Origin of the sequence: Ruegeria discodermiae, assembly GCF_030758345.1 — a bacterium.
Lineage (GTDB): Bacteria > Pseudomonadota > Alphaproteobacteria > Rhodobacterales > Rhodobacteraceae > Ruegeria_C.
Map to the genome: position 1 here is coordinate 1 of NZ_JAVAMO010000027.1, position 20,085 is coordinate 20,085.

Below are 20,085 nucleotides of genomic sequence, written 5' to 3' on the forward strand. Positions count from 1 at the left end.
CCTAGAGTTTGCGACACATCCGAAATACACCTGACCTGCTTTGTTATACGAGCAGTTCTCTGAATTGTTGAAATGGACAGAGTCCGGGTGTGAACTGGCCTTTACGGATCATGTGCGCGACCTCGATGCCTGCGAGAGTCGCTGAAGCCGTAGCAAAAGATTTGAAGCCGAGCATCGGGCAGGTTCGTTTTTTGATGAAACGGTGGTCCTGTTCGACGATGTTATTGAGGTGTTTCCGCCTCACCATCTCGATCGGGATCGGACAACCAAAGCCTTTGAGCATCCTAGTTATCGCCTTGATGCCAGCAGTATTAGCGCCGCTTTTGTCAATGACGATCTTCCTCGGAAGCCCGTTGACCTCCAGCATCCTGGCGAAGAACTTTGTCGCAGCCGGTTTGTTTCGTCGCGGGGAAAGCATGAAATCGAGAGTTTTGCCGTGTTTGTCGACGGCTCGATAGAGATAGACCCAGTTGCCTTTTACCTTGATGTAAGTCTCGTCCATTCTCCAAGAGCGGTCGCACGGTCCCTTTCGACGACGCGCCGCTTCAGCGATTGAGCCTGCATACCGCGTCACCCATCGGTTCAGCGTAGTGTGATCCGCTGCAACGCCTCGCTCCTGCATGATCTCTTCTAGATCGCGATAGGACACACCGTATCGGACATAGCAGAACACTGCGAAGAGGATCACATCTTTCGGGTACTGCGCGCCTTTGAAAGAGATCATAAAAAAGACCTTCGACTTCAATATTTCGATATCCATTCACTCGAAGTACTCATGAGCGTCAACAGTCAAAAGTTTGCAACAGATCCTTTGTAGCATTTAGGCTAGCCTTGATGGCAGGCATTTGACTCTGCGGATCGGGATCGAGGATTCGATCAGAGCAACACCTGGCAATTTGGTGAGGCGCCCGGTCAGGAACTGCTCAAACTCGGCCATATCTCTGACGGACACCCTGAGCAAATAGTCGAAACTGCCGGTCATCAGCCAGCAATCGACCACCTCGGGGCAGAGACCCACCTGTTTCTCGAATGTGTTCAGCCGGTCGTCAATCTGTTGATCGAGGCGCACCGAGATGAACACGCTGAAGCCAAATCCTAGCTTAGCTTCGTCGATGCGGGCGTTGTAGCCAACGATGTACCCTTCTGCCTCTAGTCGGCGCACCCGACGCGCGCAAGGTGAGGGCGATAGACCGACCCGCTCGCTCAGGTCCTGATGCGACAGCCGGGCATCGTTTTGCAGTTCCCGCAGAATACTCTGGTCAATCTGATCAAGTGGTGCATTGGCCACGCTTGTTGCCATCGCGAATTTCCTCATTGTTAGCTGATAGTAGCGCAAACGTAATAGATTGAAACGCCATTCGCCTGCATCTGACCCGGTTTTTGCGATATTCTGTCAGGGAAGGAGATCGATATGACTGCTGACACCCTAAATCTGAAAACCATCGAGAAGCGGCTGCTGTGGCTGTCGCACTGGATGATCCACAATGCCAACAACCTGCGGCCCAAGGCGGATGGGATCAAAGTGGGCGGGCATCAGGCGTCATCCGCCTCGATGGTGTCGATCATGACCGCGCTCTATTTCTCGGCCCTGCGGCCCGAGGACCGTGTGGCGGTCAAGCCTCATGCCTCGCCAGTCTTTCATGCGATGCAGTATCTGATGGGCAATCAGACCCGAGAAAAGATGGAAAATTTTCGGGGTTTTGGCGGGGTGCAAAGCTATCCCAGTCGAACCAAAGATGTGGATGACGTGGATTTCTCGACCGGCTCGGTGGGGCTGGGTGTGGCGATCACATCCTTTGCGTCGCTGATCCAAGATTACCTGAGTGCCAAACCCTGGGGCTCGGATACCAGACTGGGTCGGATGGTGGCGTTGGTCGGCGATGCCGAACTGGATGAGGGTAATATCTATGAGGCCTTGCAGGAGGGCTGGAAAAACGATCTGCGCAATTGCTGGTGGATCATCGACTATAACCGGCAGTCTTTGGACGGGATCGTGCGCGAGGGGCTGTTCGAACGGGTCGAGAAAATCTTTGACGCCTTTGGCTGGGATGTCGTTCGGGTCAAATACGGCGCGCTGCAGCGGGCGGCGTTCGACGAGTCTGGCGGGGCCGCGTTGCGCGACTGGATCGATGCCTGCCCGAACGCGGAGTATTCGGCGCTGACATTCATGGGCGGCGAGGTCTGGCGCAAGCGATTGATGGACGATCTTGGCGATCAGGGCGAGGTCACGGCGCTGCTGGATCGACGCAGTGATGAGGAACTGGCGCAATTGATGGAAAACCTCGGCGGCAATTGCGTCGAGACCATGGCCGAGACCTTCAACGCGATCGACCATGACCGGCCGCTCTGTTTCCTTGCCTACACGATCAAGGGCTGGGGCACGCCGATTGCCGGGCATAAGGACAATCATGGCGGGCTGATGAACAAGACCCAGATGGCGGCCTGGCAGCAGCATATGGGTGTTCCCGAAGGGCAGGAGTGGGATCCGATGGCAACAGTTCAGGATGTTCCAGCGCTGCGGGACTTCCTGTCGCAGGTTCCGTTCTTTCAGGAATTTCCGCGCCGCTATCAGGACAGTCAGATCGACGTGCCGCAGATCGGCTTCAGCTCTGAGCGGGATATCTCGACCCAGGTCGCATTTGGCAAAATTCTTGACGAACTCTCGAAGGGCGAGAGTCTGCTGGCGGAACGGATCGTCACCACTTCACCCGATGTGACGGGCACTACATCGCTGGGCCCCTGGGTCAATCGTCGCAAGCTGTTTGCGCGGCAGGAGCTGCCGGATGCCTTTATCGAGAACCGCATCCCCTCGACTGCGAAATGGGAATTTGCGCCCACCGGTCAGCATATCGAATTGGGCATCGCTGAGATGAACCTGTTCCTGCTGCTGGGCGCCGCGGGGCTGAGCCATAGCCTATGGGGCAAACGGCTGATCCCGATCGGGACAGTCTATGACCCGTTCGTACATCGCGGTTTGGATGCGCTTAACTATGCCTGTTATCAGGATGCCCGATTCATGATTGTGGGAACACCGTCTGGTGTGACCCTTGCGCCCGAAGGGGGCGCCCATCAGTCCATTGGTACGCCGTTGACGGGGATGAGTCAGGACGGGCTGGCCACGTTTGAACCGGCCTTTGCTGATGAGTTGGCGGTGATCATGGAATGGGCCTTTGACTATATGCAGCGTGATGGCGAGGGCGATCCGGATGAGCGCACCTGGCTGCGCGATGAGACCGGAGGCTCGGTCTATCTGCGCCTGACCACCAAACCGTTGGAACAGCCCGGAAAGCGGGCGGATGACACGTTCCGGCAAGGGGCGATCGACGGGGCCTATTGGCTGCGTCCGCCAGGGCCGAACTGCTCCGTGGTGATTGCCTATCAGGGTGCCGTGGCCGATGAAGCGATTGCCGCTGCGGGTATCATCGGCGAGCATCGCCGGGATATCGGGGTTCTGGCCGTGACCTCATCGGACCGGCTGAACGCGGGCTGGACCGCGGCGCAGCGGGAACGTGCGCGTGGGAACATGGCTGCGCAGAGCCATATCGAGACCCTGTTTCAGGATCTGCCCGCCACCTGCAAACTGGTGACGGTCCTGGACGGACACCCGGCGACCCTGGCCTGGCTGGGCGCGGTCAAGGGACATCAGACCGTGTCGCATGGCGTGGAACATTTTGGCCAGACCGGCACCATCGGCGATCTGCATCACCATTTCGGCATAGATCGCGATGCCCTGATCCAGACGGTCAGCCGCCTCACTGACGGCGCTTGGTTCGCAGGGGTTCACGCTTGACAGGATACCCCCGGCCATCGCTGTTGCGCGCGGTCAGGCCCGAATGCGGTGCCGGCAGGCGGCAATTCCCATGTCCAGACGATATTTTGCAACAGTGCTGCGGGATATGCTGATGCCCTGCTCGGCCAGCTGGGATTGCAGCGCCGAATCCGACATCGGCGCGCGGGAATCCTCGCTGCGGATCAGCGCAATCAGCGCCTTCTGCGTTGCCTGCGGGCTGACCTGCCCATCGGATCCGGCCGCGCGCCGGGTCAGATTGCGCGCCGCACAAACCCCGTGCGGCGTCTGGAGGATCAGCCCGTTCATCACCCGGCTGACCGTGCTGGTGTGCACCTCGGCGCGGGCGGCTAACGCGGTCAGTGTCATTGGCTGCAACACGCCGCCGGCACTGCGGAAATATGCGCTTTGCGCTGCAACCAGCGCTTCGAGGATAAGCAATGTGGTGTCATTGCGCTGCCGGACGGCGGCGCGCAGCTCTTGCGCCTCACGCTTCAGCCGTGACAGTTCGTGGTTCGATCCGCGCTGCAACCCCGCAATATTGCCGACCGTTACGGACGGACGGGATGACTGGTTGAGCTCGACGACCAAATCTTTCCCGTCGGCACGGACAATGGCATCGGGATCGCGGGCGATGGTCGGGTCGACCTGAAACCGCGCTCCGGGTTTGGGGTCGAGACGGCGCAGCATCGCCAGCGTGTGCATCAGCGTGGCTTCGTCAAGATCCAGCTGCCGGGCCAGCCGGTTTGGGACAAGGCGCTCCCCGAGCAGGGGCAAGTTGTTCAGTACCTGGGTCATGGCAGGGGTCAGCAGATCGCATTCGCGGGCCTGCAACAGCAGGCATTCGCGCAGATCGCGGGCAAAGATCCCGGTGGGTTCGCAGCATTGCAACATGTGCAGAACCTGTGCCACCTGCGCCTCTGTGTGGCCGCTACTGGCGGCAATGTCGGACAGAGGCGCGCCCAGCCAGCCACACCCGTCAAGTTCGGCCAGCAGGGCCTGCGCAATCCGCTGGTCAACCGGATCACTCAGCAACAGGCAGATCTGCGGCGCAAGATGGGCGTAGAGGCTTTGACAACCGGCACCATCGGGCGATTGCGTTGGCTCGGCGGCAGGGCCGGGCAGGGCGGTAGTGAACACGGGCACTCGTTCGGGCGGCTCGACAAAGGGATTTTCCGCTGCGACCCTGGCGATATGCGCGTTGAGTTCACCATTCGACATTTGCAGCAGGCTGATGCACTGCATCGTCACCATGCTCAGCCGGTGTTGCTGCACATAGATCAGTCCGGCGCTGTGTTTCAATTCTAGTCCCTCCCAAAAAATCTGATTTCACAATCGGTTGTCCTGCGCCGCGGGCCTTCTTATTGTGATCGAAACCCTTTAAGTGACGCGGTCATGACGAGCAGTGAGCCCGGCTTTGATGCCTCTTATCCCGGTGTGTCCCCCCAGCTTATGGCGCGAACGCGCCAGCTTTGGTCGGCGCGCGGACTGGACCTGGATGCGGCCTGGCGCGGCACCGTTCGGCAGTTGAAAGGCTACCAACCCGTTGTCAGCCGCACCGGTGTCGCCCCCAGTTTTCCTGAAGACGTCTTTTTTCTTTTTGACCAGTCTGTTATCTGGATTTCGGCGCTGCAATGCGCGAGTGAAACCGCCGGTCGACAGGCCGACAGTAATCTTGATCCAGAGCAATGGCTGGCGGTGCGCCATGTGCTTGGCCAATTGCTGGAAAAGCTTGCGGCGATCCGTATGCTGAGCCTGGCCGATTTCTCGGCCCCGACCATGCAAATCGCACGTTCGGTGTCGGAAGATGCCGACATGATCGTATTGTTCCTGACTCGCCCGAAACTGGCTGCGCGCTTTGTCGAATGCCGGTCCAAGGATGAGGCGACGGGGTTCTGGCGCAAACATATCGCTGGCGGTCGCGCCTTTCGCTCGATCACCGAACAGCTCTATCGCTCGGGGCTCGATTTCGATACTGATGGCAGCTATGCCAGATGGCGCAAAGATGCGCTTGGCGTGTTGAGCCTGGCGGTGCACACATCGTTCGGACCACAGGGCACCCCGCCATCGACCCAGGAGGGCGCGGCGTGGGACTGCCTGTATTTCGTCACCCTGCGGGTGCAGGAAATCTTTGCTTATTCGCATATCGTGTCCGTGTTTTTGCAGGCCGATCTGGACCGGATGATCCCGTCCACCGAAGGGGCGCAGGATGCTAACATGCTGCGCGCCTCGGCAGCGGCGCGGGATCTTGTGCTGGAACAATACAAGTGGATGTCCACAGCAGACCTGACGATCGGTTCCTAATGTTCGACCGGGGCGGTAGGCGGCTTGGTCTCACCCCGCGCGATCCACTGCGCGGCAAGGACCAAAGCGCCCATCGCGAAGTCTTTGCCATGCTCATCGATCATTTCAGCAGAAATGCCCGCGAGCTTCTCGAAATAGCGGTCCTTGCTTAGTTCTTCTGCGCTGAGTTTCTCGGCCATGTGCGGCGCTCCTGTTATTTGAACATTTGTTTGGGGAAGGCGACAAGAGCAACGGAACCGTCAGCAAAGCCAGCTGCTAGGTGTTTCCCATCTCCGCTCCATTCGAGCGTTGTGACGGCGGCACCTGTTCCCATATGAAGCGGCATCTCGTCGGGTTTGCCGACCAGGCAGATATTCAACATCCCGCTTGTAAATCCGGCGGCGCAGAACGGACGCGACGGGTGATGTGCAATGGCTTCGACCAGGACTAATGCCGGTTTGCCCGAGGTCAGGGCTGTGCCGGCAGTGCCTTCGCCGGGCAGGTCATCAAGGCTCCAGCCTGCGAGGCGGAACGCACCCGAGGCCAGCAAGGCGTTGCTGGCTGTGCTGAAGAACGCAGACCGCACGTTGGCAGCAAAACCGGGCTGAATCTGCACCTGCCCATTGCGCCGATCGGCGATCGCCAGCGTCTTGTTGTCCAATGCGCAAACCAGGCGTTTGTTACCCGACTCCCAAACGATCAGCGAAGCCTTGCCGGGTATATCCAGGTATTCGGATCGGCCGGTTGGATCCTGAAGGTTGCGGATACCCAACCGGTCATCCTGATGGGTCGCCAGATGTGACCCGTCCGAAGACAGGGCGATTGCGGTCACGGCACCGTTTCCGGTTGCCTCGATCACCGAGATCTCGCCCTCGGGGCCAATCTGTGTGATCTGTTGTCCCTGAGCGATGGCGGCCTGCTTGGTTGTCGCGCTGGCAGAAATGACGGTGTTGTCGCTTTGTCCCAGGCTGACAACGGGCAGAACCTGCCCGGCGGGGGTTACCTCGACCACTGCGCCGTCGGAATTGGTCAGTATGAACCCGAAACCCCGGTACCCGTGTATGTCTGAGCATGGAGCGGCTGTGACGTCCGGATATCGCGGCGAAACCGGAGGCGCCGTCCGGGGCCGGATCGTCGTGCGGCCCGTTTCGATGTCCAGATTGGTCCTGACATCGGGCGATTCCGCATCTTCACAAGGCATCAGGGCGAGCTTTCCGTTTTCAAGCAGAAAGGCGACCGTGCTGCCATCGCCGCTGAAGGCGATGGATTTTATCGGTGCGCCCAGATCCCATCTGCGGGACAGAAGGTCGAAGATCGACATTCCGGTTTGGTGTTGATCCGTCATATTAGTCCTCTCTGGACTGCGTGCATGCGATCGCATCGTCGATGACGCGCAGTTCCTCTTCGATTTTGGTTATTATGGCTTCACGTGTTTCCAGCGCGTCGCGGCTTTTTCTTGCTGCCTGTTCCTGTTCCTCGGGGTCCAGCGACATATGGGCAAAGGAGAGCCCGCCGATGGATTGCTGCAGCTTCAGGTATTCGGCCTGGGCGGCTGAGATCCTGGCAACGATCTGCAGGCGCTGCTCGAGCAACTGGCGGAGATTTTCGGATTGACCCGTCATTTCGCTTTCCTCTAGGCTTGGGCCCCACATTTTCCGGACCAGGCACAGGGCGAGGCACGCGCATGTTCGAAACGTTGACGCATCGTTTTTTGGACGCGCTGGAGGCTGTTCTGGCTCAACCCGGCGAGCAGGAATATGGGTTGAGCGCTTGCGTCCGCGCCGCGATCAAAACCCCGACGCCCGAGCGCGTCGCCCGGGTTCAGGACAAGATACGAGAATTGCCCGAGGCCGATCGCGATCGCTTGATGCAGAAGGTGCATCATCATATGGCGACCGATCTTTCGGCGATCTGGGACCAGATGCCCAACGCATCGCCGGGCGGCAGACCAAACTGAATCCAGGACCTCCGGCCGGGCGGATGCCAGATCGTGGGTGGACCGGCAGCGAGATGTAAAACGATTGCCCATGTGCCCTCTGTTCGCGTTGTCTGTAGAGTGGGCACAGCCTGCGCGTCAGAACCGGCCAATTCAATTGGCGCATCGCAGATTCACGTTCAGAATAGATCACGAATTATTGCACAAAAACAAAGCGTTAAATGGTGTTACACAAATTGGCCGGACGCCGTTACAGAAGTTGACACATCTTAGCGCCTCAAAACCCATCGATCGTTCTCCAACCCTGAGGCAGGAGAAATCTGGCTGGTTAACACGTGATGATTCGCGCGTGAATGGGACGAATTCGGGTGGTCCGGCGGCCCCATGAAAGCAGAGACACTCATCGGGTGTAACGCCCGCGAAAAGTGAGTGTAAACCAGCGTTCGCCAATCGTAACACCGGTTGTAATATACCTTTACGCGTTGCCCGATTGACCCAATGGGCGGGGTTGCCTGATCTCTATTGCGCGAAAAAAATCGGAAAAAAATAACAATATAAAACAATAGATTGGTCAGAAACATGCGATGTGTGCGCATCTTTTTGGCATTACCCGGCCGCGTCTGCCGCCAGTCTTGCATTTACCTTTGCATAAGCTTCGGCATCGCTGCCGGGCTCTTAAGAACGAAGGAAAGGGAACCGGTCCACGTTTCAGCGCCGTAAGGCAAACAGAACACGGGACCAACCGGGCAATCCCACAACCTTTGCCGTGAACCCTCCGACCGGTGCTGAAGCCGGCGGATCAAATGATGACCCTTAAGGTCGTCTCCAACAGGCCGGTCTGACCGGTCAGAGCATTAGGAGGCTCATGGCATGGCTCTAACGCTGAACAAGATTACATCCCAACGCGGGATATCTGTCGGTGAAGCGACCAAGAAAATCTCCGATCTTGGGTGGAACCCCACCTATGTGCAGGAAGCGAGTACCTTCCCAACGGACTACAAGATCACCAAGGCCCCGCGCGACCCGATGAAGCAGGTTCTGCGCTCCTATTTCCCCATGCAGGAGGAAAAGGACAATCGGGTTTACGGCGCGCTGGATGCGGCGCTGCGCGGCGACATGTTCCGCAATGTGGAACCGCGCTGGGTGGAATGGATGAAGCTGTTCCTGGCGATCATCCCCTTCCCGGAAATCTCGGCTGCCCGCTCGATGGCGATGGTTGGCCGCCTGGCGCCGGGTGAAGACCTGCGCACCGGGTTCACCATGCAGATGGTGGACGAATTCCGCCACTCCACCATTCAGATGAACCTGAAGAAGTGGTACATGGAAAACTACATCGACCCAGCCGGGTTCGACATCACCGAAGAAGCCTTTGGCAAGTGCTACGCCACCACCATCGGCCGTCAGTTCGGTGAAGGTTTCATCACCGGTGACACCATGACCGCTGCGTGCATGTACCTGACCGTGGTGGCCGAAACGGCGTTTACGAATACCCTGTTCGTAGCAATGCCGTCGGAAGCTGCCCGGAACGGCGACTATGCGCTGCCGACGGTCTTCCTGTCGGTGCAGTCGGATGAAAGCCGTCATATCGGCAACGGCCACTCTATGCTGATGGCCGCGCTGAAAGAGCCGGAAAACCATCTGCTTCTGGAACGCGACCTGCGCTACAGCTTCTGGCAAAACCATGCCATCGTCGATGCTGCCATCGGTACCTTCATCGAATACGGCACCACCAACCGCGACAAGGACAAAGAGTCCTATGCGGAAATGTGGCACCGCTGGATCTTTGAAGACTACTATCGCACCTACATGCTACCGCTCGAGAAGTATGGCGTGAAGGTCCATCACGATGACGTTCAGGAAGCCTGGAAGCGGATCACCGAGAAGAACTATGTGCACAAGGTTGCCCAGTTCTTCGCTGTTGGCTGGCCGGTGAACTTCTGGCGGATCGAAGCTCAGACCGAGAAAGACTTTGAATGGTTCGAGCACAAATATCCGGGCTGGTATGCCGAGTTTGGTGACTTCTGGAAATGGTATGACAAGTTGAGCCACCCCGGCGAGAAGGTCATCACTTTCAACGAAGAGACCGGCTATGTGTATCCGCATCGTTGCTGGTCGTGCATGGTGCCCTGTCTGATCCGCGAAGACATGGTCGTGGATGAGATCGACGGGCAGTTGCACACCTTCGCGCACGAGCTGGATCGCTGGACCGCGGTCGAGGCCTTCGCCGACGAATACCAGGGTCGTCCGACCCCGGCCATGGGCAAGTTCTCGGGCAAGCGTGAATGGGAAACTGTCTATGACGGATGGGATCTGGCGGATGCCATCGTCGATCTCAACTTTGTTCGTGAAGACGGCAAGACCCTGACCGCTCAGCCGCATCTGCGGTTCGACAACAAGGATATGTGGACGCTCGATCACGTGCGCGGCCACCAACTGGGCTCGCCACTCAACGCATTGCGCGGCATGTCCGAAACGGATCGCGAAAAGCATCTGGCCGAATACCGGGCCGGATTCACCATCACGCCGTTCAACTAAGCCAATAATCCGGGGGCGGATCGCGCCCCCGGCATCCAAACCAATTCACTCGCGGTTCCGCCGCGGGAACAGGGAGACTCGGCCCAAATGAGTGAGACTTACAACGTTCGTCTTGAGCCCGTGGGCGTGGAATTCGAGGTCGACGAGGACGAGACCGTCCTGGACGCCGCATTCCGACAAGGGATCGCATTGCCGCATGGCTGCAAGGAAGGCCAATGCTCGGCCTGCAAATGTGTCCAGTTGGATGGTGAGAGCGAGTTGCTCAAATACTCGACCTTCGCCCTCAATGACTCGGAAAAAGACAGCGGCCATATTCTGATGTGTCGGGCCGTGGCCTATAGCGACCTTGAAATCGAGCTTCTGAACTATGACGAAGAGGTTCTTTCGAAGTCCATTGCTGTGAAACAATTCGATGGCAGGATCGTCGATTTCCAGAAACTGACCCACGACATTCGCGGGGTGGAAATCGAAATCGACACACCATTGAAATTCTGGGCCGGTCAATATGCCGACATCACGGTCACCACCGAAAAAGGGGAGGAGATTACACGCTCGTTCTCCATGGCAAATCCGCCGAGCGAAGGCCAAAAGCTCTCGTTCATCATCAAAAAATACCCCGACGGAAAGTTCTCGAACGAGCTTGACGCCGGAGGCATCCAAAAAGGCGCCAAAGTCAGCCTCAGCGGACCGTTCGGAATGTGTTTCCGACGGGAAGGACGGGAAGGACCGGTGATCCTGGTGGGTGCTGGTTCCGGCATGTCCCCGGTCTGGTCGATCCTGAACGATCATCTGGCCAGCGGCGAGGACCGGCCTGTCTATTTCTTCTACGGGGCCCGTACCCGCGATGATCTGTTCAAGCTGGACGAGATCGACGCGCTCTGTGCTGCGCATCCGAATGTCGAGTTCATTCCGGTGCTGAGCCATGCGGAGGATGACGCCGAATGGACCGGCGAGCGCGGCTTTGTGCATGAATGCGTGGATCGCCGCCTGAAGGATGACGGTGTTGATGGCGAGGGCGATGTCTATGCCTGTGGCCCGCCGCCGATGATCGACGCGCTGACCCCGATCCTGTTCATGCACGACTTCGATACGGATCGCATTTTCTACGACAAGTTCACCCCAACTTCCGGTTCATCAGCTCACTGATGGATGAGCTGATCGCTAGTTGTGTGAACACCAACCAAGGGAGGCTACTATGGTAGCAACATCAAGTTCAGTCGGCTCCGGTGCCGCGGGTGCCGCGACATTCGTCGGCTCAACCAGTCGGAAGTATAACTACTTCGAACCAAAGGGAAAACGCGCCACGCATTACGAGGACGTGACGGTGGACGTTCAGCCCGATCCTGACCGTTACTTGATCCAGGACTGGGTGATTTCCTTTGAGAACGGCAAGGGCGGCGGCGCCTACAAGAAAGACAACACCGCGGCACTCAGCTCAAATTGGCATGCCTTCCGAGCACCGGACCAGGAATGGGAACGGACCCACTACCAGCGCCAATCGCGTATCGAGATCATGGTGCAGAACGTCATCAGCAACGCCCGCAAGGCTGGGGCTCCGGCGGCGTTTGATCGTACATGGTGCAAGATCCTGCAGACCCATCTGGGCGCATGGAAACATGCAGAGTTTGGCCTTGGCACCTCGCTGATGCAGGCGCAGCGCTATGGCTATACCCAGATGATCAACAATGCCACGCTGACCAATTCGTCCTACAAGATGCGTCTGTCGCAGGACATCACGCTCTATCTGGCCGAGATCGGCATGGATATCGACGGGTGGGACGACACGCTAGGCAAAAAGGCCTGGCTGGAAGACCCGATCTGGCAGGGCACCCGCGAAGCGATCGAGACCATCATGGGCTCCGAGGACTATTTGGAGCAATACTTCGCGATCAACATCGTCTTTGAGCCGTTGGCGGGGGAATTGTTCCGCTCGGGCTTCCTGATGCAGGCTGCGGCCGCGAACAATGACTTCATCACACCGCCTGTGATTTCGGCCGCCGAAGCGGATTACGAACGCAATCTCGCCAATACGGTCGACCTGATCTACCTCCTGGCCAATGACGAGGAACATGGCACGCACAACAAGGGCCTGTTCCAGTCTTGGCTTAAGAAACATGGTGATCTGGCCGACAAGGCGGCGGCAAATCTGCAGCCGATCTGGTCGCAACCCCATTCCAAGCCCGTGTCCTTCGAGGATGTCCGTGCCGTCAGCCATGAACGGATCAGCCAGATCCTGGGCGAACTCGGCCTGAGCCGTTAATCAGCAAGGAGCTTATCAATATGTCCAGTACAGCGCGCGACGCCTCAAATCAGAACATCTTCAAGTCGATGGCAGATATCGATCTGTCCAGCCGCGAGATTTCGCACCAATGCGGCGTTACCATGAATGACTCGGTCGAGGCCCGCGCTATCGCCGAATTCATGGGTGAGGACCCGAAAGTGACCGTCACTCACAACCCGGCGACAATCCGGATCGACGGCGAAGGCAAGCTGATCTTCAAGATGGATGAGATCAGCGAGTTCCTGGGCCGCGAGATGACCGCGGAGATCTTCGAAGTGAACACCTCGACCCACTATGGGCGGATGGTGCGCGTCGATGACAACACGGTGATCCTCTACGGCAATATGGACGACGTCTTCGAATACATCTGATGCCCTCATACGGGCCGGCACCGCGCCGGCCCGTATGCACCGCTTTGAATACTCAAAACTGACTGGGAGGAGTTAAAAAATGTACATCACCCCCGAAGGCAAGGAAATTTTCATCGTCGATGGCCACACCCATTTCTGGGACGGTAGCCCGGAGAACCAAGCCAACATCCATGGCAAGCAGTTCATCGACTGTTTCTATGCTTATCATTCCAACCTGAGCCCCGAGGATCAGCTGTGGGAGAAGGCCAAGTTCGAGAAATATACCGAGGATGACGTCTATCGCGACCTGTTCGTGGACGGCCCCGATGACATCGCGATCATCCAGTCGACTTATCTGAGTGACTTTTACAAGAATGGGTTCAGCTCGATCGAGCGCAGCACCAGCATGGCCGCCCGCCATCCCGAACGGTTCATCGTAAACGGCACGTTTGACCCGCGCGATGGTGAAAAGGCGCTGGAATACATCCACTACATGAAGGAGAATTTCGATATTCAGGGTGTCAAAATGTACACCGCTGAATGGAATGGTGACAGCAAGGGCTGGGCACTCAACGATCCCGCAGCTTACAAGTGCTTTGAGCTGTGCGACAAGCTGGGCATCAAGAATATTCATGTTCACAAGGGCCCGACGATCATCCCGCTGTCGAAAGATGCGTTCGACGTGCATGACGTCGACCATGCGGCCACCGATTTCCAGAACCTGAACTGGATCATCGAACATTGCGGCCTGCCCCGGCTCGATGATTTCTGCTGGATCGCCACGCAGGAAACCAATGTCTATGCCGGTCTGGCAGTGGCCATGCCCTTCATCCACTCGCGCCCGCGTTATTTCGGCGAGGTCATGGCAGAGCTGCTGTGGTGGGTTGGGGAAGACAAGCTGCTGTTTGGTTCCGACTATGCCATTTGGACACCGCAATGGATCGTCGAACAGTTCTGGAACTACCAGATCCCCGATGACATTTCCGCAGAACGCAGCGGGGTGCAACTGACCGATGAGATCAAGGAAAAGATCCTCGGCCTGAATGCGGCCAAGCTCTATGGCATCGATGTCGAGGCCAAGAAAAAAGAGCTGAGCGGCGCTCCCGTGCAGATCGCAGCGGAGTAGGGCGCATGTCGATGGCAACTTTGAAAGCGGATCTGGAAATCGAGGTGTTCGAACGTCTTGAACGCGTCACGGACCCCGAACTGGACGAACCCATCACCGATATGGGCTTTGTCGAGCGTGTCGAAGTTGTGGACGCCAAAAAGGTGGAAGTCGATTTTCGGCTTCCGACCTATTGGTGCTCGCCGAATTTCGCCTTTCTGATGGCCTGGGGCATTCGGCAGCAGGTGTCTTCGCTGCCCTGGGTGCATGAGGTCAAGGTCGATCTCAAAGACCATTGCTTCATGGAGCGGGTCAATGAGGGCGTGAACGGCGACCGCGATTTCCGCGAAGTGTTCACCGAATACTGCAATGGCGAAAGCCTGGAAGATGTCCGGTTGAAATTCATGGCCAAGGCGTTTGACCGGCGGCAAGAAACCATGCTGCTGGCAGTGCGCGAGGCGGGGTATTCGGCGCAGGATATCGTCGATATGACACTGGCCCAATATGATGCGCTGGAATGTCAGGGCGAAGAGGACGCCAAACAGCACCCGCGCTATCGTGAGTTGCTGGTGTCCCGCGAACTGGCGGCTCGGCCGGACGATCCGGTCTTTGTCACCTGGAAGGGCACATCTCTGACCAAGGATGATCTGAAGGATCACCTGGCCAAGCTGCGGGGCACGCGGATCAATATGGAGTTCAATGGCGCGCTGTGCCGCGGGCTTCTGTCGACGCGGTACAAGGAGGTCAAGATGGGCGATGACGGGCCGACCCTGATCGATTTTATCCAAAAAGCTGCACTCACGAACGCTCAGGCGGCCGAACAAGCCCAACGCTAACACTAAGCTTCTGAATTACAAAAGTTATCACAACATGATCCCGCGGGGTTCCCGCTGGGAAAAGGAGGTCTCATGGCTAAGGAACTCGTTCACAGCGGTACAGCCCGCATTGCACTTGCCCGGGGTGTGGCCCGGCTCGCGGCGGCAGTTGAACCCACTTTGGGGCCGAAAGGCATGAATGCGATGATCGACCGGCCCGTCGGCACCCCGATCGTGACCCGCGACGGTGTCAGCATTGCACAAGAGATCGAACTGACTGACCGGTTCGAAAACATGGGCGCACAGGTCGTGCGTGAAGTGTCGATGCAAACCAACGAGGTGGCTGGCGACGGTACGACAACGGCGATCGTGCTTGCCAATGCGCTGGTTCAGGACGGTGTTGCGGTGACCAATGACGGTGCCAAGCCGGTAGACCTGTGCAGAGGGATTGACCTCGCTGTTGCCAAGATCATCGAAGAGATCGACGCCTCGTCTCGCAACTGCAATGGGCATCCCGAATATCTGCAGGCGGTGGCGCGGGTCTCTGCTACCGACAAGGATCTGGGTGAACTTGTGGCCGAAGCGCACCGCCGGGTGGGGGATGACGGCGTGATCAGCGCCGATTTCAGCGTCACCATCGACACGACGATGGAAGTGCTCGAAGGGATGTCCTTTGAACGCAGCTATATCTCGCATCACATGGTGACGGATCGCGACTCGATGGAGGCGGTGCTGCGTAACCCGCTGATCCTGATGACGGATCAGAAGATCCTGCAACCCTCGGATCTGGATGGTGCGCGGGCGATCGCCGACGAGCAGGGACGACCGTTGCTGATCGTGGCCGAAGAGATTGCGCCCGATGTTGTTGTGTCGCTGCTCGAAGGCGGTGGTGCTGGGAAGTACCTGATCGTGCACCCGCCCGAATACGGGCATTGGCGCTCGGCGATGATGGATGACATGGCCATCATGACGGGTGGCGAGGTGCTGGCCCGCGACCTGGGCAAGAAGGTGGCCAATGTCACGCTGGCGCAATTGGGCGGTGCGGAAATCGTCCGCTCCTCGGCTCTGGGAACCTCGATCCTGCGTGGTGAGGGCGACCCGGCTGCGGTGCAGGCGCGGCGCAACCAGGTCCAAAAGCAATATGAGGTGGCCCCGCCAAATATCGAGCAGGACAAGTTGCGCGAGCGGCTGTCGAAGCTGACCGGCGGCAGCGCGATCATCTATGCGGGCGGTTTCACCCCGGTGGAACAGAAGCGCAAGATCCAACTGATCGAAGACTCGCTGTGCGCGGTTCGGGCCGCAGCCGAAGATGGCGTGGTTGCCGGTGGTGGTATCGCGCTGGCGCAGCTGGCCGGTGCTCTCGACGCTATCGAGGCTGATAGCGATGTCGCCAAGGGTGTTGATCTTGTGCGCAACGCCCTGACACAGCCGTTGAAACGGCTCGTGCGCAATGCCGGCGGTGACGAGGAGTCGGTCGTGGGCAAGGTCCTGAGCAACGGCGTGGGCTATGGGTTCAACGCGGCAGACGGCAGCTATGGCGACATGTTCGCCGCCGGCATCATCGACCCTGCGCGGGTTCCGGCCAGCGCGCTGGTCAACGCTGCGTCGGTGGCCACGTTGATCCTGACAACTGAAACGCTGGTTGGTGATCTGGCGGAAGGTGAGGCCGACCCGACCGAGGGGCCCGCCCTTGGCGGCGGTGCGGAATTGCTCGGACGTCCCTGACATGTTGCCGTGCGGCTGAACAAGCCGCCCGAACCACCCCCTTTCCTACCGGGAGACAGAAAATGAAAGCAGCAAGACTATACGAATACGACCCTCACATGAACGTGGACCTGAAGATCGAAGACGTTCCTCCCCCTACGATCAACTCCCCGGACGAGGTTGTCGTTAAGGTTGGTGCGGCGGGCCTGTGCCGCACCGACCTGCACATAATCGAGGGTGTCTGGAAAGACATTATGGATGTCGAGGGCAGCCTGCTTCCCTACATCATGGGTCATGAAAATGCTGGATGGGTCGAGGATGTGGGCAGCAATGTCACATCGGTAAAACCCGGCGACGCCGTGATCTGCCATCCGCACCGATCCTGCGGCATCTGCCTCAACTGCCGCTACGGGCATGACATGTATTGCGATCACGGCCTGTTCCCGGGTCTGGGTCTAGACGGTGGTTTTGCCGAGTACTTCCTGACCAACGAAAGCTCACTGATCAAGCTGAACACCAATATTGCGCCGTTGGACGTTGCTCCGATGGCCGACGCGGGCATCACCGCCTATCGCGCGGCCAAGAAGGCTGCGCAGATTCTCTATCCGGGCGCATATGTGGTTGTTCTGGGTGTAGGTGGTCTGGGCCATATCGCCATTCAGTGCCTCAAGAACCTCTGCGGTGCCCGGGTTGTTGCGGTGGATCGGGAACCCGGTGCCCAGGCGCTGGCCAAAGATCTGGGTGCGGATATTGTCCTGGATGGCGGTTCTGATCTGATTGAAGAGGTGATGGATGTGACCGGCGGCGGCGCCCACGTCGTCATCGACTTTGTCGGTGAACTGGGTGTGGAAAACATCTGCTGGAAGCTGCTGCGGCAGGGCGGCGAACTGATCGTGGTCGGCTATGGTGGCAAGATCGAAGTGCCGACCGTGGATCTGGTGGTCAACGAGATCAAGATCGGTGGCAGCCTCGTGGGCGACCACATCGAGTTGGTCGAATTGATGGAGCTGAACGCGGATGGTTTGGTAAAGATGCACCAGACCGAATACTCTCTAGCCAACATCAACACAGCCATCGATGATTTCAAGAACCGTCGTTTCACCGGGCGCGGGGTCATTGTTCCCTGATCAAGCCTTCGCCTTATCCCGGGATTTGCAGAAGAATCCTGGTGTCATATGAACAGGTCCGGCGCGGCGGCGCCGGGCCTTTGAGATATTCGATGTGAAGACGAGTATCGCTGCCTGGGCTAAGTTCAGCGTGCAATCCCATATTGCTTCATTTTCCGGTAGAGCGTCGGCCGTGAGATCCCGAGGGATTCCGCCACCTTGGTCAGATTGCCGTTCTTCATCGCAATGGCTTTCTGGATTGTGACAGCCTCGACATTGCTGAGATTCAGGGCGTCGCTGCCCTTGGGGGTCAGCACATCACCGGGCAGGAACACGGTGGAGGAGGGATCGACGATTTCTTCGGGCAACTGATCGACCGTGACGTGACCGTCTTTTGACAAAAGGGCCAGACGTTCGATTGTATTGCGCAGCTCCCGCACGTTGCCGGGCCAGTGGTAGTCAAAGAATGTGGCGATCGTGGCATCATCAAAATGCAGTTCGGGACGGTTGAACTTTTCGCAGATCGTCCGGTTGAAATGTTGCACCAATTGTTCGATGTCCTGGCCGCGCTCGCGCAGGGGCGGGACTTCGATGGTGATGGTAGCGATCCGATAAAACAGGTCGCGGCGGAACCGGCCTTCTTCGATATCGCTGCGCAGATTGTGATTGGTCACCGCCACAAGCTGCACATCGACCGGGCGCCGCACGTCGTCGCCGATCCGGTAGATCGCGCGCTGTTCGAGCGCGCGCAGAAGATAGGTTTGCAGCTCCAGCGGCATGTCCCCGACCTCATCGAGGCACAGCACGCCGCCATTAGCGATTTCGAACTTGCCGGGTTTGCCCTCGCGCAGCGCCCCGGTAAAGGCCCCGGCGACATGGCCGAAAAGCTCGCCGCCGACCAACTCGCCTGAGATGGCGGCGCAGTTGACCGCCACATAGGGCGCGCCTGAGCCGTTCTTGTGGTGATGATGGACCAGCCGTGCAAACAGTTCCTTGCCTACACCCGTCTCGCCCTGGATCAGAACCGTGGCACCGGCCTGACCGGCCCGGCGGGCATAGTCGATCGCCTCCTGCATCTTGAGGCTGTCCCCGATCACGCAGATGTCGTCTTCATCCACATTGGGTCGGGCTGGGATGTTCAACTGTGTGGTTCTGGATGGGCTAGCGCTGGATTGCCCGGGCAAAACCAGGGCGGCCCCTTTCAGACGCCCGTCCAGGCGTAGCAGGTCAATACCCTTGGGTTCGATCGATTTCGGTATTACCGCAGCCAGATCGGCGCATGTGGTCTCGGGCGACAATTCGACCATCTTGCGCCCTATGGTCAGATCCAGTTCAAAGGCTCTTGCGCTTTCCTCGGTATTTCGGTTGAGGACGATCCGCCCCTGGCTGTCCAGCAGGACAACCCCGTCGCGCGCATCATATTTGCGGGACTGATGTATGAACGCCTCCAGCAGGTTCGCCCGCTCTTCGCGGTGAAACTCCGCCAGCGCGATTTCGATTTCGCGCGCGGCGGCCACCACCAAAGCGGTGTTATGCGGCCGGAAGATATCGGGTGGTCCCGAAAGGTCGACGACGCCAACGACCGACCCATCCATCGGGTCGATGACAGGAACGGCTGTGCAGGTCCAGCTTTTGATGCCCTGGGCGAAATGTTCCGAGGCGTGCACATAGAACGGCTTTTTTGTTCTAAGCGCGGTGCCAATGCCATTGGTCCCGATCGTGGCTTCGTCCCATACGCCGCCGGAGACGAGATTTATCTCGTGCCCGTCATCCAGCGTTTCGCGATCGCCAATGATATCGATGATCGTGCCGGTCTTGTCGGTCAGCAACAAAACCGCGCCCGTATCCATCAGATGAGGACCCAGACGCTCAAACGCGGCGTTTGCCGCACGACACAGGGCACTGTTCTTTCGCCGCAAATGATGCACATCTTCCTGCGATTTGGTGATTGGCGAGCCGGGCGATTGCGCATCGATGCCCATCACATTGCTGCGGCTCCACGAGTCGAGAATTTCGGAGCGGACCATCATCTGATTGGTATTGGCGGGTTGATCGCCATTTAAGAAGTTTTCCCAGGCATGCATGGTCTCATGCTCGGAATATTCACGCGGCAAATCGAGGGTGCATTGTTTCTGATCGTTGCGACTGAAGTACTTTGTTCGTTCCATTGCCTAGCCTCTTCC

General features: G+C 58.3%; 18 protein-coding genes. 11 read left to right on the plus strand and 7 right to left on the minus strand.

Annotation, left to right across the window (positions count from 1 at the left end):
- Positions 1-43 precede the first annotated feature (43 nt).
- Together Q5Y75_RS26580 and Q5Y75_RS26585 are read right to left on the minus strand one after the other, a co-directional pair.
- Positions 44-724: an IS6 family transposase gene (locus Q5Y75_RS26580; RefSeq protein WP_306203297.1), complete on the minus strand. Its 681-nt coding sequence runs from the start codon at positions 722-724 to the stop codon at positions 44-46.
- A gap of 96 nt (positions 725-820) precedes the next feature.
- Complete coding sequence (locus Q5Y75_RS26585) at positions 821-1,300, minus strand: Lrp/AsnC family transcriptional regulator (protein WP_306203267.1); 480 nt, start codon at positions 1,298-1,300, stop codon at positions 821-823.
- A 111-nt stretch (positions 1,301-1,411) separates the two neighbouring features.
- Here Q5Y75_RS26585 and Q5Y75_RS26590 point away from each other — a divergent pair, with 111 nt between their 5' ends.
- Positions 1,412-3,790, plus strand: a complete 2,379-nt coding sequence (locus Q5Y75_RS26590) for a thiamine pyrophosphate-binding protein (RefSeq protein ID WP_306203268.1) — start codon at positions 1,412-1,414, stop codon at positions 3,788-3,790.
- A 33-nt stretch (positions 3,791-3,823) separates the two neighbouring features.
- On the opposite strand, the gene rpoN is transcribed toward Q5Y75_RS26590, so the two are convergent.
- A complete protein-coding gene (rpoN, locus tag Q5Y75_RS26595) occupies positions 3,824-5,089 on the minus strand; it encodes an RNA polymerase factor sigma-54 (RefSeq protein WP_306203269.1) in 1,266 nt (421 codons plus the stop codon).
- Positions 5,090-5,182: 93 nt separating this feature from the next.
- On the opposite strand from rpoN, the gene Q5Y75_RS26600 reads away from it, so the two are divergent.
- The gene (locus tag Q5Y75_RS26600; RefSeq protein ID WP_306203270.1) at positions 5,183-6,091 is read left to right on the plus strand and encodes a hypothetical protein; all 909 of its coding nucleotides are present in this window, start codon (positions 5,183-5,185) and stop codon (positions 6,089-6,091) included.
- Here Q5Y75_RS26600 and Q5Y75_RS26605 read toward each other — a convergent pair.
- From Q5Y75_RS26605 to Q5Y75_RS26615, 3 genes are read right to left on the minus strand one after another with little or no spacing between them, the layout of a single operon-like run.
- Positions 6,088-6,270, minus strand: coding sequence for a hypothetical protein (locus Q5Y75_RS26605; RefSeq protein WP_306203271.1), 183 nt, complete (start codon positions 6,268-6,270; stop codon positions 6,088-6,090). The two genes, Q5Y75_RS26600 and Q5Y75_RS26605, sit on opposite strands and share 4 nt — an antisense overlap.
- A gap of 14 nt (positions 6,271-6,284) precedes the next feature.
- Positions 6,285-7,415: a WD40 repeat domain-containing protein gene (locus Q5Y75_RS26610; protein WP_306203272.1), complete on the minus strand. Its 1,131-nt coding sequence runs from the start codon at positions 7,413-7,415 to the stop codon at positions 6,285-6,287.
- Between the two features lies 1 nt (position 7,416).
- Positions 7,417-7,692, minus strand: coding sequence for a hypothetical protein (locus Q5Y75_RS26615; RefSeq protein ID WP_306203273.1), 276 nt, complete (start codon positions 7,690-7,692; stop codon positions 7,417-7,419).
- A 62-nt stretch (positions 7,693-7,754) separates the two neighbouring features.
- Between Q5Y75_RS26615 and Q5Y75_RS26620 the strand changes: the two genes are divergently transcribed.
- The 9 genes from Q5Y75_RS26620 (at position 7,755) to Q5Y75_RS26660 (ending at position 17,923) form a co-directional block, all read left to right on the plus strand.
- On the plus strand, positions 7,755-8,027 hold the full coding sequence (locus Q5Y75_RS26620) for a hypothetical protein (protein WP_306203274.1): 273 nt from the start codon (positions 7,755-7,757) through the stop codon (positions 8,025-8,027).
- An 849-nt stretch (positions 8,028-8,876) separates the two neighbouring features.
- Complete coding sequence (locus tag Q5Y75_RS26625) at positions 8,877-10,541, plus strand: aromatic/alkene/methane monooxygenase hydroxylase/oxygenase subunit alpha (RefSeq protein ID WP_306203276.1); 1,665 nt, start codon at positions 8,877-8,879, stop codon at positions 10,539-10,541.
- A gap of 87 nt (positions 10,542-10,628) precedes the next feature.
- On the plus strand, positions 10,629-11,687 hold the full coding sequence (locus Q5Y75_RS26630; RefSeq protein WP_306203278.1) for an NADH:ubiquinone reductase (Na(+)-transporting) subunit F: 1,059 nt from the start codon (positions 10,629-10,631) through the stop codon (positions 11,685-11,687).
- Positions 11,688-11,736: 49 nt separating this feature from the next.
- Positions 11,737-12,801, plus strand: coding sequence for an aromatic/alkene monooxygenase hydroxylase subunit beta (locus Q5Y75_RS26635; RefSeq protein WP_306203279.1), 1,065 nt, complete (start codon positions 11,737-11,739; stop codon positions 12,799-12,801).
- A gap of 20 nt (positions 12,802-12,821) precedes the next feature.
- A complete protein-coding gene (locus Q5Y75_RS26640; protein WP_306203280.1) occupies positions 12,822-13,193 on the plus strand; it encodes an MmoB/DmpM family protein in 372 nt (123 codons plus the stop codon).
- Between the two features lie 79 nt (positions 13,194-13,272).
- Positions 13,273-14,298 carry an amidohydrolase family protein gene (locus Q5Y75_RS26645; protein WP_306203281.1) on the plus strand — a complete coding sequence of 342 codons (1,026 nt, stop codon included), beginning with the start codon at positions 13,273-13,275 and terminating at the stop codon, positions 14,296-14,298.
- 11 nt (positions 14,299-14,309) lie between these two features.
- Positions 14,310-15,113 carry an iron-sulfur cluster assembly protein gene (locus tag Q5Y75_RS26650; RefSeq protein WP_306203283.1) on the plus strand — a complete coding sequence of 268 codons (804 nt, stop codon included), beginning with the start codon at positions 14,310-14,312 and terminating at the stop codon, positions 15,111-15,113.
- A 72-nt stretch (positions 15,114-15,185) separates the two neighbouring features.
- A complete protein-coding gene (locus tag Q5Y75_RS26655; RefSeq protein WP_306203284.1) occupies positions 15,186-16,817 on the plus strand; it encodes a molecular chaperone GroEL in 1,632 nt (543 codons plus the stop codon).
- Between the two features lie 62 nt (positions 16,818-16,879).
- Positions 16,880-17,923: an NAD(P)-dependent alcohol dehydrogenase gene (locus tag Q5Y75_RS26660; RefSeq protein WP_306203285.1), complete on the plus strand. Its 1,044-nt coding sequence runs from the start codon at positions 16,880-16,882 to the stop codon at positions 17,921-17,923.
- A 125-nt stretch (positions 17,924-18,048) separates the two neighbouring features.
- Here the strand turns inward: Q5Y75_RS26660 and Q5Y75_RS26665 are convergent, their stop codons facing one another.
- Complete coding sequence (locus tag Q5Y75_RS26665; protein ID WP_306203286.1) at positions 18,049-20,070, minus strand: sigma-54-dependent Fis family transcriptional regulator; 2,022 nt, start codon at positions 20,068-20,070, stop codon at positions 18,049-18,051.
- Between the last annotated feature and the right edge of the window lie 15 nt (positions 20,071-20,085).

What these genes read in the sequence shown, in the direction of transcription:
- Q5Y75_RS26580 (WP_306203297.1), bottom strand. Translation starts at nt 724, where the DNA reads ATGATCTCTTTCAAAGGCGCGCAGTACCCGAAAGATGTGATCCTCTTC.
- Q5Y75_RS26585 (WP_306203267.1), bottom strand. Translation starts at nt 1,300, where the DNA reads ATGGCAACAAGCGTGGCCAATGCACCACTTGATCAGATTGACCAGAGT.
- Q5Y75_RS26590 (WP_306203268.1), top strand. Translation starts at nt 1,412, where the DNA reads ATGACTGCTGACACCCTAAATCTGAAAACCATCGAGAAGCGGCTGCTG.
- Q5Y75_RS26600 (WP_306203270.1), top strand. Translation starts at nt 5,183, where the DNA reads ATGACGAGCAGTGAGCCCGGCTTTGATGCCTCTTATCCCGGTGTGTCC.
- Q5Y75_RS26605 (WP_306203271.1), bottom strand. Translation starts at nt 6,270, where the DNA reads ATGGCCGAGAAACTCAGCGCAGAAGAACTAAGCAAGGACCGCTATTTC.
- Q5Y75_RS26610 (WP_306203272.1), bottom strand. Translation starts at nt 7,415, where the DNA reads ATGACGGATCAACACCAAACCGGAATGTCGATCTTCGACCTTCTGTCC.
- Q5Y75_RS26615 (WP_306203273.1), bottom strand. Translation starts at nt 7,692, where the DNA reads ATGACGGGTCAATCCGAAAATCTCCGCCAGTTGCTCGAGCAGCGCCTG.
- Q5Y75_RS26620 (WP_306203274.1), top strand. Translation starts at nt 7,755, where the DNA reads ATGTTCGAAACGTTGACGCATCGTTTTTTGGACGCGCTGGAGGCTGTT.
- Q5Y75_RS26625 (WP_306203276.1), top strand. Translation starts at nt 8,877, where the DNA reads ATGGCTCTAACGCTGAACAAGATTACATCCCAACGCGGGATATCTGTC.
- Q5Y75_RS26630 (WP_306203278.1), top strand. Translation starts at nt 10,629, where the DNA reads ATGAGTGAGACTTACAACGTTCGTCTTGAGCCCGTGGGCGTGGAATTC.
- Q5Y75_RS26635 (WP_306203279.1), top strand. Translation starts at nt 11,737, where the DNA reads ATGGTAGCAACATCAAGTTCAGTCGGCTCCGGTGCCGCGGGTGCCGCG.
- Q5Y75_RS26640 (WP_306203280.1), top strand. Translation starts at nt 12,822, where the DNA reads ATGTCCAGTACAGCGCGCGACGCCTCAAATCAGAACATCTTCAAGTCG.
- Q5Y75_RS26645 (WP_306203281.1), top strand. Translation starts at nt 13,273, where the DNA reads ATGTACATCACCCCCGAAGGCAAGGAAATTTTCATCGTCGATGGCCAC.
- Q5Y75_RS26650 (WP_306203283.1), top strand. Translation starts at nt 14,310, where the DNA reads ATGGCAACTTTGAAAGCGGATCTGGAAATCGAGGTGTTCGAACGTCTT.
- Q5Y75_RS26655 (WP_306203284.1), top strand. Translation starts at nt 15,186, where the DNA reads ATGGCTAAGGAACTCGTTCACAGCGGTACAGCCCGCATTGCACTTGCC.
- Q5Y75_RS26660 (WP_306203285.1), top strand. Translation starts at nt 16,880, where the DNA reads ATGAAAGCAGCAAGACTATACGAATACGACCCTCACATGAACGTGGAC.
- Q5Y75_RS26665 (WP_306203286.1), bottom strand. Translation starts at nt 20,070, where the DNA reads ATGGAACGAACAAAGTACTTCAGTCGCAACGATCAGAAACAATGCACC.